The organism is Marivivens sp. ABH4_498 (assembly GCF_056160585.1).
In genome coordinates this window covers 274,971-287,041 of the sequence record NZ_JBSWXL010000002.1, presented here as the reverse complement: position 1 = coordinate 287,041, position 12,071 = coordinate 274,971, and the positions used below count along the sequence as shown (strand labels likewise).

9 protein-coding genes are annotated in these 12,071 nt (G+C 54.8%); 5 read left to right on the top strand and 4 right to left on the bottom strand.

All coding sequences use genetic code 11. The features are described from left to right. Positions 1–70: 70 nt before the first annotated feature. Complete coding sequence (locus ACXAGA_RS05435) at positions 71–892, top strand: ABC transporter permease (protein ID WP_475116506.1); 822 nt, start codon at positions 71–73, stop codon at positions 890–892. Here the strand turns inward: ACXAGA_RS05435 and ACXAGA_RS05430 are convergent, their stop codons facing one another. Continuing rightward, on the bottom strand, positions 893–1,510 hold the full coding sequence (locus ACXAGA_RS05430) for an alpha-ketoglutarate-dependent dioxygenase AlkB family protein (protein WP_475116505.1): 618 nt from the start codon (positions 1,508–1,510) through the stop codon (positions 893–895). A gap of 186 nt (positions 1,511–1,696) precedes the next feature. Here ACXAGA_RS05430 and dnaK point away from each other — a divergent pair, with 186 nt between their 5' ends. The 3 genes from dnaK (at position 1,697) to radC (ending at position 5,699) form a co-directional block, all read left to right on the top strand. After that, positions 1,697–3,610, top strand: a complete 1,914-nt coding sequence (gene dnaK / locus ACXAGA_RS05425; protein WP_475116504.1) for a molecular chaperone DnaK — start codon at positions 1,697–1,699, stop codon at positions 3,608–3,610. Between the two features lie 81 nt (positions 3,611–3,691). Continuing rightward, positions 3,692–4,840 (top strand): molecular chaperone DnaJ, encoded by a 1,149-nt coding sequence (gene dnaJ, locus ACXAGA_RS05420; protein ID WP_475116503.1) that lies wholly within the window; start codon positions 3,692–3,694, stop codon positions 4,838–4,840. 109 nt (positions 4,841–4,949) lie between these two features. Then, on the top strand, positions 4,950–5,699 hold the full coding sequence (radC, locus tag ACXAGA_RS05415; RefSeq protein ID WP_475116502.1) for a RadC family protein: 750 nt from the start codon (positions 4,950–4,952) through the stop codon (positions 5,697–5,699). On the opposite strand, the gene ACXAGA_RS05410 is transcribed toward radC, so the two are convergent. The 3 genes from ACXAGA_RS05410 to secA form a co-directional block, all read right to left on the bottom strand. Further along, on the bottom strand, positions 5,696–7,264 hold the full coding sequence (locus tag ACXAGA_RS05410; protein ID WP_475116501.1) for a phosphate ABC transporter substrate-binding/OmpA family protein: 1,569 nt from the start codon (positions 7,262–7,264) through the stop codon (positions 5,696–5,698). The genes radC and ACXAGA_RS05410 overlap by 4 nt on opposite strands. Then, positions 7,261–8,241 (bottom strand): hypothetical protein, encoded by a 981-nt coding sequence (locus tag ACXAGA_RS05405; protein WP_475116500.1) that lies wholly within the window; start codon positions 8,239–8,241, stop codon positions 7,261–7,263. Before ACXAGA_RS05405 ends, ACXAGA_RS05410 begins: the two co-directional genes overlap by 4 nt. A gap of 101 nt (positions 8,242–8,342) precedes the next feature. Continuing rightward, positions 8,343–11,042, bottom strand: a complete 2,700-nt coding sequence (gene secA, locus ACXAGA_RS05400) for a preprotein translocase subunit SecA (RefSeq protein WP_475116499.1) — start codon at positions 11,040–11,042, stop codon at positions 8,343–8,345. Between the two features lie 182 nt (positions 11,043–11,224). Between secA and ACXAGA_RS05395 the strand changes: the two genes are divergently transcribed. Continuing rightward, on the top strand, positions 11,225–12,067 hold the full coding sequence (locus tag ACXAGA_RS05395) for a peptidylprolyl isomerase (protein WP_475116498.1): 843 nt from the start codon (positions 11,225–11,227) through the stop codon (positions 12,065–12,067). Positions 12,068–12,071 lie beyond the last annotated feature (4 nt).

Here is a 12,071-nt window from a genome sequence, read left to right as displayed (position 1 = left end):
GGCCTAAGACGGACAGCAAGAATTTCGTGCAAGAACAGGCGAATCCCGCCCAGACAGGTGAAAACAGGACATGTTCCAAGTCAGCAAACCAACAACGATGGCCGGCTCGGCCTGGAACATCCTAGAGCTGATATTTCATTCAACCGTACGCGAACTGCGTAAAAGCCACGGCAATGCTGTGATTGGCCTACTGCTGAGCATGTTGCAGGCCGTGATTTTCGTCGGCGCCTTTTATTTCATGTTCATGATTTTGGGCCTAAAAAACGCAAAATTGCGCGGCGACTTTTTGCTCTACATTATGTCGGGCGTGTTCCTATTCCTGACCCACAACAAAGCAATGAGCGCCGTTTTCGGCAGCGAAGGGTCTACATCATCCTTGCTGAAACATGCGCCGTTGAATTCATTCATTCTGATTGCTTCGGCAGCATTGGGTGCGCTGTATATGCAAACGCTGTCGCTGTTGACGATCCTGTTTTTATACCACGCTTTGGGCAACCCTGTTGAAATCCACGATCCTGTCGGGGCCTTTGCCATGCTGCTGCTTGCGTGGTTTTCCGGCGTTTCAATCGGGATGTTATTTCTGGCCGCAAAACCGTGGTTTCCAACGGCAACAGGCGTGGTGCAAACCCTGTATTCACGCGCGAATATGATTGCGTCGGGCAAAATGTTCGTCGCCAACGCAACGCCTGGCTATATGCTAAAGCTGTTTGACTGGAACCCGCTGTTCCATGCCATCGACCAGGAACGCGGGTATGTTTTTGTGAACTACTTCCCGCACCACAGTAACATCACCTACCCACTGATCCTAAGCCTCATTTTTGTCAGCATCGGCCTGTTGGGTGAATTCTTTACCCGTCGTCACGTTTCCATGAGCTGGGGCGCGACCCGATAATCACGTTACAACGCGTAATGTGACATTGATGCGTCCGCCCTTGCCCAGCAGGGTCGAACTGTTGGGTTTGACCCGGTCAATTCCGTGAAACCGCAGTCGTGAAGGACCAGACAAAACGCATACGTCCCCGCTGTCTAGCCAAACGCTTTCTGTTTTTCCGCCTCTTTCGTGATTGCCCACACGAAACAACGCGCTGTCGCCTAGGGAAATGGACACAACAGGCGCATCGAAATCGGCTTCGTCGCGGTCCTGATGCATCCCCATTTTTGCGTCAACATCATAGAAATTGACCAAACAACTTTCGGGACGACGGGCAGATCCGGATACCGCATCCCAAACGTCCATGACACTTTGCGGGATCGGTGGCCAATCCACGCCTGATGGATGACGCGGTTCATAACGGTACCCTTTGCGATCCGTGACCCAACCGAATTCCCCCGCCGAGGTCATGCGCACAGACATTTCTTTGCCGCGCATCGTCATCGGACGAAACAACGGCGCAGCCGCCACAACCGCGCGCAAATCCTGTACCATCGCGGCTTGCATGTCTGGGTCTAGAAACGCTTTGTAAACGGGAACGTCCCGCAAGATCACAGTCGGTGTCGGCAAAGAATCCATTTTCATCGGCCTTCAAATGCTATTTTCACACATTTCCGCGCGTTGAACCCGTTGCAGGGGACAAAACGCACCCTTATATACCCCGTGTTCATTGGTCCGGACCAGTTTCGGGCCAAATTCAACCACGAGGTTCAGGTGCCAACACCGGGCCTGAACTGCTCAAACCGCCTAAGAGGGATTTGAAAAATGGGAAAAGTCATTGGTATTGACCTTGGTACCACTAACTCTTGCGTAGCTATCCTTGATGGCTCCAAGCCTCGCGTTATCGAAAACGCCGAAGGCGCACGCACAACACCATCGATCGTCGGTTTCACCGAAGACGAACGTCTGGTCGGCCAGCCTGCAAAACGTCAGGCCGTCACCAACCCTGAAAACACCGTTTTCGCAGTAAAACGCCTGATCGGCCGTCGCACCACCGACGCAGAAGTCGAAAAAGATAAGGATCTGGTTCCTTACAAAATCATCGACGGCGGCAATGGCGATGCATGGGTAGAAATCCGTGGCGACAAATATTCGCCATCGCAGATTTCCGCATTCATCCTGCAGAAAATGAAAGAAACCGCAGAGAGCTATCTGGGCGAAGAAGTCACTCAGGCGGTTATCACTGTTCCTGCGTACTTTAACGACGCTCAGCGTCAGGCAACCAAAGACGCCGGTAAAATCGCTGGCCTAGAGGTTCTGCGTATCATCAACGAACCTACCTCGGCTGCTCTGGCTTATGGTCTGGACAAAGAAGACACCAAAACCATCGCGGTATATGACCTTGGTGGTGGTACCTTCGACGTGACCATTCTGGAAATCGACGACGGCCTGTTCGAAGTGAAATCCACCAACGGTGACACGTTCCTGGGTGGTGAAGATTTCGACATGCGCATCGTCAACTATCTGGCTGACGAATTCAAAAAAGAACACGGCGTTGACCTGAAAACCGACAAAATGGCCCTGCAGCGTCTGAAAGAAGCCGCTGAAAAAGCCAAAATCGAACTATCGTCGTCGCAGCAGACCGAAATCAACCAACCGTTCATCTCGATGGGTTCGAACGGCCAGCCACTGCACATGGTCATGAAACTGACCCGCGCAAAACTGGAATCGCTGGTTGCTGACCTGATCAAAAATTCGATCAAACCATGTCAGGCTGCACTGAAAGACGCAGGTCTGACCACCGGCGACATCGACGAAGTCGTTCTGGTTGGCGGTATGACCCGTATGCCTAAAGTAATCGAAGAAGTGACCAAATTCTTCGGCAAAGAACCACACAAAGGCGTAAACCCTGACGAAGTTGTTGCCATGGGCGCAGCAATTCAGGCAGGCGTTCTGCAAGGCGACCTGAAAGATCTGGTTCTGCTGGACGTGACCCCACTGTCCTTGGGTATCGAAACCCTGGGCGGCGTGTTCACCCGTCTGATCGACCGTAACACCACGATCCCAACCAAAAAATCGCAGGTGTTCTCGACCGCAGAAGACAACCAAAACGCAGTGACCCTGCGCGTCTTCCAGGGCGAGCGTGAAATGGCAGCCGACAACAAAATGCTGGGCCAGTTCAATCTGGAAGACATCCCACCAGCACCACGCGGCATGCCTCAGATCGAAGTGACCTTTGACATCGACGCAAACGGCATCGTGTCGGTTGCTGCGAAAGACAAAGGCACCGGCAAAGAACAGTCGATCACGATCCAAGCATCGGGCGGTCTGTCGGACGCTGACATCGAACAGATGGTCAAAGACGCAGAAGCCAACGCCGAAGCCGATAAGGCACGCAAAGATCTGGTCGAAGCCAAAAACCAAGCGGAAAGCCTGATCCATTCGACCGAGAAATCGATCGAAGATCACGGCGACAAGGTTGACCCATCGACCGTCGAAGCGATCGAACTGGCTCTGGCAGCGCTGAAGGACGAACTGGAAAACGAAAATGCGGACAAAATCCGTTCGGGTATCCAGAACGTCACCGAAGCAGCAATGCGTCTGGGCGAAGCGATCTACAAATCGCAGCAAGAAGCAGCTGACGGCGGCGACGCAGGTTCCGCAGACGAAGCCCCAGAGTCGGATGACGACATTCTGGACGCCGACTTCGAAGATCTGGGCGGCGACAAGCGCGGCTAAGTCCTAGGCCTAGCCAAGGAAACAATGAAGACCGGTCTGGGATAACCGGGCCGGTCTTTTCCTTTCCCAAAGGGGGAACGTATGTCGAAACGCGATTATTATGATGTTTTGGGGGCTTCCAAGGGCGCTTCTGCGGACGAATTGAAAAAGGCGTACCGCAAAAAAGCCAAGGAACTGCACCCTGACCGCAACGCAGACAATCCCAATGCAGAGTCTCAGTTCAAAGAAGTGAACGAGGCGTATGACGTCTTGAAAGACCCGGACAAAAAGGCCGCGTATGACCGTTATGGCCATGCGGCGTTTGAAAACGGCGGCGGCGGCCATGGCGGCGGCGGTTTCCGTGGTCAGGGCGATTTCGGATCGGCCTTTTCGGATGTCTTTGACGATCTGTTTGGCGATTTCATGGGCGGCGGCCGCGGTGGCGGCGGCGGTCGGACCCGCGCACAACGCGGCAATGACCTGCGCTATAACCTAGGGATCACGTTGGAAGAGGCCTATAACGGGCTTCAGAAAACGCTGAATGTCCCAACGTCCATCGCTTGTGATGGCTGCAATGGCACCGGCGCCGAAGGCGGTAGCGAACCCGTCACATGTCCAACATGTGCTGGCATGGGCAAAGTCCGCGCTCAGCAAGGTTTCTTTACCGTCGAACGCACCTGCCCAACCTGTAACGGCATGGGTCAGACGATCAAAAACCCGTGCAAAAAATGCCACGGTGCTGGCCGCGTAGAGACTGAAAAGTCGCTTTCGGTCAACATTCCTGCAGGCGTTGAGACGGGCACGCGCATCCGTCTTGCCGGCGAAGGCGAAGCAGGCATGCGCGGCGGACCATCGGGCGATCTGTACATCTTTATTCAGGTGGCAGACCACGAAATCTTTGAACGCGATGGCACGACATTGTTCTGCCGCGTTCCTGTGTCGATGGTCGATGCGGCCTTGGGCGGCGATGTAGAGGTGCCAACGCTGGATGGTGGACGTGCACGCGTCAAAATCCCCGAAGGCAGCCAATCAGGCCGCCAGATGCGACTACGCGGCAAAGGGATGCCTGCCCTACGTGGCGGCGGCACGGGTGACATGCTGATCGAACTCAACGTCGAAACGCCTGTCAAACTGACGTCGCAACAAAAAGAACTGCTGCGCGAATTCCAAGAGCTGAGCACAGACAACAACCCGCACGCGTCGAAATTCTTTTCGGCGGTCAAAGGGTTCTGGGATTCGATGAAGGGGTAATTCCCTAACGCACCCAAATCAAAGGCGGCCCCTATCGGGTCGCCTTTTTTTGTTTACCGGTCTTTAACCACGTTTAACGCACTCTGGCCTCATGAGTCGCATAAACCACATGGCCGAAGCGCCACTGCCATTTTTCGACGCGGGCGATGAAACACCCGTTTTTGCGTCGCCCAAAGGCACAACAACACCGTCCTATTTAAAAGATCACCGCGCCCGTTTGCGCGAAAGGTTTATGACCGGCGGCGCGTCACCGATGCCTGATTATGAACTGCTGGAACTGGTTTTGTTTCGCGCGATCCCCCGTCAGGACGTGAAACCACTGGCGCGGCGCCTGATCGAAACCTTTGGCGATTTTGGACGCGTGTTGACCGCCACCCCTTCCAAATTGAAAGAGGTCAAAGGCGTAGGTGATGCCGTTGTCATCGAATTAAAGGTGGTCGAAGCCGCCGCAGGCAGATTGGCCCGCGCAAAGGTGATCCAGCGTCATGTCATCAGCAGCTGGGACGCGGTGCTAGACTATTGCCACACCGTGATGGCTCACCGCGAAACCGAACAATTCAGGGTTCTGTTTCTAGACCGCAAAAACGTCGTTATCGCCGACGAAGAACAAGCCAAAGGCACGGTTGATCATGTGCCCGTCTACCCGCGCGAGGTCGTCAAACGCGCGCTAGAGCTAAACGCCTCGGCGTTGATTTTGGTCCACAACCACCCATCAGGCGACCCTACCCCATCCGAAGCAGACATCGCGATCACACGGCAAATCGAAGACGCGGCAACCGTATTGGGGCTGACCCTGCATGATCATTTGATTATCGGCAAATCGACGGAACTCAGTTTTCGTGCAGAGGGTCTGATTTAGCCGTTGATCCACAATTCCACGCGGCGGTTCATACGGCGCCCCCAAGGCGTTTCATCGCACCCCATGGGCAAAGCTTCGCCAAAGCCCAAGGTTTCGATGACCACATCGTCGGGTATGTCACCACCCAACAGCGTGCGCAATTCGGCCAACACGCTATCTGCGCGGGTCAAAGACAAGGTGCGGTTCGCCTCTGCAGGGCCATTGCCATCGCTGAACCCAACCAGCGCCAACTGGCGGCCATCATAGAACCCATCGCTTATGGCTTTGGCCAAATAGACCAAATTGGATTTGGAAACCGGGGTCAGCGCGGTGGATCCTTCGGCGAAACGGAACGTAGGTGACAGGCGCGCGTGCCCATCCAACTGGCGCAACATATCCTGCAAATCCGATAGCGGCACAGACTGCCCAGCCAACATGATTGCATTGGCCAGTCTTTCGCCTTGGACATCCAGACCGATGGGCACTGCGCCTTGATCCACGAAACCTGCGCGGCGAATGACGGCTTGGGCCTGATGGCTTTGTAGCCAATTTATAAACTCGCGGGCCTCGGGCGCGATGCGATATCCGGGCAGGTACAAATACAATGGCAAGGTCAGCGGATAATCACCCGTTTTCAGCGCTGTCAGACGCGGCACAGACCGCAGGCCACAGACGTCTTGCAACACCAAAGGCGTTGCATTGCCAAATGACCCCATAGGCAAAACGCCCAAACCGCCAATGTCATCCGTGACCGTTGTCGCCAGTTCCGCCATCGACGGCAAACGTGTGATGTCGGCCCGTTTCGCGCTGCCAGACAGCAACAAATCTTCGAACCCACGAATTTGTCCGCTGGATGCATCGGGCAACATTGGGTGAATCGGTATATCTTTGCCACCCAACTGATCCCAATTGACGATGTCACCCCGATAAACCGCCGCCAAATCATCCAGCGAAATCGTGTGCACAGATTGCGCAGGCGAAGCGACAGGCACCAATGCGTCCAAGGCAATGATGCGCGACCGCCCACTGCCCGTTGGCGTGCCAAACCCGGCTTGGATAGATTGCGCCACTTCGTCCGGGGATGCCGGGCGATCGGACATCACAACATCGATCTTACCCTCAATCTGTTCGGCAAATGCCGTCTGGGGATCAGACAGTATGAAATCAACCTTTATGACCGGTGCACCGACCGGACCAACCAAATATTGCAACGCAGTGGTTTGGTCTGTGGCCTGCACATTCCATCCCTTTGCGCGACCAAAGGCTTCGACCAACGCGGGCAACAAAACTTCGCCGATACGCGTTGACCCGGCAAAGCGCAGTTCCGCAGGACCATTAACGACGGGGCAGCGCAAGCCTTCGCAGGTCGTTCCCGCATAGACGAGCGTAAGGATACCGAAATCAGGCGTTTCAAGGCGCAGATACGTACCGTCATAGCCCAACACATCCCCCATCAGGTCAAGGCCCGTGGGCGTTGTGATACGCACAGGTTCGGCATAGGCAGGGACAGAAATACAAAACAACGCAGCCATAAAGGCCGCGCTGATGCTGTTCAGTTTTGGTCTGAGTTTAAATCGTCGCGTCATTTCGCGGCGATCTTCAGGTCCTCGAACATATTTTTCAACACTAGATAGTCACCAACCGCATCGCAATCGGGCATGCGTAACTGCAAATCAACAGCTTCGGCATCATGCAAAGTCCCGATCTGGATACTTTGTGCGGCCACATCGCGTCCGCAGTTGGCAATCGTAATCTCTGCCTCGACGCTTAGGGCGACCTGTTGGTCAGCCGTCGCTGTGCCGGCAGGATAAGTATAGACTTCGGCCAGCATGGGATCAGGCAGTGTGCGATCCCCCAATTCGACCAGAAAGCCATCCCCGTTGTCAGGCATGCCCAGCCAAACATGGCCCGTTTCACCAAAGGCAGCGTTGCCTTCGAATGCGTGGATGCTCACGGCAGCGTCGCCTTGCCACTGCAGGACGGCGCGTTCCAGATTGGCGACCTCGGGCACTTGGGCGGTGGCGACAGCGCCCATACCTTGATCAAAAGAGGCAATAAACATGGCGTTTTCGGATAGCGCGGGAACGGTCAAATTCAATCGGCCTTGGCTATCCGAAGCAGCAGCAAACATCATGCCCTGATGGTGGATCGTGACCCGCGCGTTTGAAAAACACGCGCCATGAACGGTTAGGTCAACCAATCCGTTGCCTTGGGCGGTGGCGACCATTTCGGGCGCGCAAGCCGCATCAAATGGGTCGGCTGCTACGTCCAATTCCACTTCGGGGATCACGGCCGCAACCAATGTGGGCGTAATGTCGGAAATATTGGGCATATCCATCACGGGCAGGGATAGTTCCGCCACTTGATAAGACGCATCAGGGACAGGCATCGACGGGGCGGCATAGGTCAGCCCCAAATCCTGCGCAGGTAGAACGGCCACGTTATGTTGATCGTCGGCACCAAACCGCGCGGCCCAAGCACCGCCGTTCTGCATCACGAATCCAATGGCCAACGCCGCCGAAAACGTCGCGCCTGCCGTCAGTAATTTCCGAGTCGGCAACATATCAAAGCCTCCACCAATCTATCGAGTCGATGGCAGGCTACGTTTCAATGGTGTTCTTAGGTCGGCCCGAAATGGGATTCATTCGGGCCGAAATAAGGCAATTACAGTTTGCCGTGGCAATGTTTGAATTTTTTACCCGATCCACATGGGCAATCATCATTGCGACCTGGATTGCCCCATGTCGTTGGATCGGTTTCATCAAACCCTGCTTTTGCTTCGCCCGCAGGGGCTGCTTGGGCTTGCGCGGCAGCGGCCAATGCCATTTGTTGCTGGCGCTGCTGTTCCATCATCTGACGGACCATCTGTTCCTGCTGTTCTTTGGTCATCGGCTGAATACGCGACAATTTCTGGGTCACGTCTTCGCGTAGGCTTTCCAACATGCCTTCGAACAACTGGAAGGATTCGTTTTTATATTCATCCAGAGGGTTACGCTGTGCATGGCTGCGCAAACCAACAACCGAACGCAGATGTTCAAGTGTCAGCAGGTGTTCGCGCCATTTTGCATCGATGGTGGTCAACAAAAGCTGCTTTTCCACCTGACGCATGGTTTCAGGGCCAAACGCCTCTAGCTTTTCTGCCATCAGCTTGTCGCTGGCTTCGATCAATCGGGTCCGCAGATCGTCTTCGTCTACGCCGTCTTCTTTGGCCCAATCGATGATCGGCACGTCCAGATTCAGCTTTTCAATGGATGCGGCATACAGACCTTCGGCATCCCACTGATCCGCATAGCTGCGTTCAGGGATGAACTGGTCCACAATATCATCAATCGCATCCTGACGCATGTCGGTAACGATTTCGGACAGATCTTCCGCTTCGAGGATTTCACGGCGCTGTTTGAAAATCACTTTGCGCTGTTCGTTCATCACATCGTCAAACTGCAATAGCTGTTTGCGGATATCAAAATTACGACCTTCGACCTTGGCCTGTGCGCGTTCCAGCGATTTGTTGACCCAAGGGTGAACGATCGCTTCGCCTTCTTTCATGCCCAGACCGGACAGAACTTTTTCCAGACGTTCCGACCCAAAGATGCGCATCAGATCATCGTCCAGCGACAGATAGAACGACGAACGCCCTGGGTCACCCTGACGGCCCGAACGACCGCGCAGCTGGTTGTCGATACGGCGGGATTCGTGACGTTCTGTAGCCAGAACATACAGACCACCAGCAGCCTTAACTGCCTCTTCATCTGCTTTGTGCGCTTCTTCGATGCGGGCGCGGATGGTTTCTGGATCGGCGTCAGGTTCTGCGGCGATTGCCTCTAGAACCTTGTGTTCGACGTTACCGCCCAATTTGATGTCGGTACCACGGCCCGCCATGTTCGTCGCAATGGTCACTGCACCCAGTTTACCTGCGTCCGCAACGATCTGCGCCTCTTGTTCGTGCTGACGTGCGTTCAGAACGTTATGCGGTACACCCGCGGCTGTCAGCAACTGCGACAGATATTCGGATTTTTCGATCGAGGTCGTACCAACAAGGATCGGCTGTCCGGTTTCATGAACCTTTTGGATCTCTTTGGTGATCGCCGCGTATTTTTCCTGTGCCGAACGATAAATCTGGTCGTGTTCGTCCACACGCGCCACAGGACGGTTGGTTGGAACAGCGACAACGCCCAAATTATAGATGGTGCGGAATTCGGTTTCTTCGGTCATGGCCGTACCGGTCATGCCGCCCAATTTGTCGTACAGACGGAAATAGTTCTGGAACGTAACCGACGCCATCGTGACGTTCTCTGGCTGGATCTTGCAGCCTTCTTTGGCTTCGATCGCCTGATGCAAACCATCGGACAAACGACGGCCAGCCATCATACGGCCCGTAAATTCGTCGATCAGAACGATGCCGCCATCGCGCACGATGTAGTCTTTGTCCTTGGTGAACATTTTATGCGCGCGCAACGCTTGGTTCACGTGGTGGACCAATGTGGTGCTTTCTGGATCGTACAGCGTATGTTCTGCGTCCAGCAGGCCCGCTGCCTTTAGCTGCGTTTCCAGATAATCGTTGCCTTCGTCGGTGAATGTCACCTGACGGGATTTTTCATCCAATGTGAAATGGTCGTCTTGGATGCCGGGAATGACTTTGTCGATTGTGACATACATTTCCGAACGGTCTTGGGCTGGGCCCGAAATAACCAAAGGCGTGCGCGCTTCGTCGATCAGGATCGAATCGACCTCGTCCACGATCGCAAAATAGTGGTCACGCTGCATCATCTGGGCCAGATCGGTCGCCATGTTGTCGCGCAGGTAATCAAAGCCCAATTCGTTATTCGTCGAATAAGTGATGTCGCAGGCATAGGCGTCGCGTTTTTGATCTTTGGGCTGGTTCGGGATCACAACGCCCGTGGTCAGACCCAACGCGCCGTAGACTTTGCTCATCCATTCGGCGTCGCGTGCGGCCAGATAATCGTTCACGGTCACAACATGCACGCCGCGGCCCGTCAGCGCGTTCAAATAGGCCGCAAAGGTGGACATCAGCGTTTTACCTTCGCCGGTCTTCATCTCTGCGATGTTGCCTTGGTGCAGGAAAATGCCGCCCATCAACTGAACGTCGAACGCACGCAGACCCAGTGCGCGCTTCGCGCCTTCGCGGCAGTTTGCGAATGCTTCGGGCAGCAGCTGGTCCAGCGTTTCGCCTTTGGACAGGCGCTCTTTGAACTCTGCAGTTTTTTCGATCAACTGCGCGTCGGTCAGCTTTTCAAACTCGGGCTCTAGGGCGTTGATCTTTGCAACGACTGGTTTGGTTGCCTTGATCTTGCGATCGTTCGCGGTGCCAAACACCTTTTTGGCCAGCGTTCCGAATCCGAGCATGTTCTCTCCGCGCCCGTTCACGGGCATTATAACATCGTTATGATCAGAGGCCGCTTGTCGCCCGTAGTGGCAAAGCCTAAACAAGGGGCAATCCGGCCTCTATCAGCCTTGAACGCATGTAAGGTGGGGGCCATAAAGTGTCAACGCCGCAGCCCTTTTGCGGCCCAGATGAGAAAAAATTGATGAATTATTTGACCAAATTGGCAGCAGTGTCTGCATTCGCACTGACCGCCGTTGCCGCAAACGCACAAGACGCCGATCCGAACACTGTTGTTGCAACCGTAAATGGCACCGACATCACACTAGGTCACATGATCATCACCCGCGCGCAGCTGCCACAGCAGTACGCGCAATTGCCTGCCGACGTTCTGTATGACGGCATCCTGGAACAGCTGATCCAGCAGCAACTGCTGGCGGACGAACTAACCGACGTGCCAGCACGCGCCCTGATCGCGCTGGAAAACGAAGAACGTTCGATCAAAGCAGGCGAACGCATCGCTACGATTTCCGCTGAAAACGTGACCGAAGAAGCGATCCAAGCCGCCTATGACGAAATGTTCGCCGATGTGACCCCAGCGCAAGAATACAACGCGTCGCACATTCTGGTCGCAACCCAAGAAGAAGCCGTAACCGTTCAGGAACGCGCCAACGCAGGCGAAGATTTCGCAGAACTGGCGATGGAACTGTCCACCGGCCCATCCGGCCCGAACGGTGGTTCGCTGGGTTGGTTCGGCCAAGGCATGATGGTTCAACCATTCGAAGCCGCCGTTATGGAAATGGAAGCTGGCGAAGTATCGGGCCCTGTTGAAACCCAATTCGGCTGGCACATCATCAAACTGAACGAAGTGCGCGATCAGGCATTGCCATCGATCGACGAACTGCGCCCTGAAATCGCGGGCCAGATTGAAGAAACCGTTGTAACCGAATATCTGACCGCTCTGGAAGAAGGCGCCGAGATCACCCGCATCGAAGCAGGCACCATCGACCCAGAAGCTTTGTCCAACATCGACCTGCTGGAGCAGTAATTAA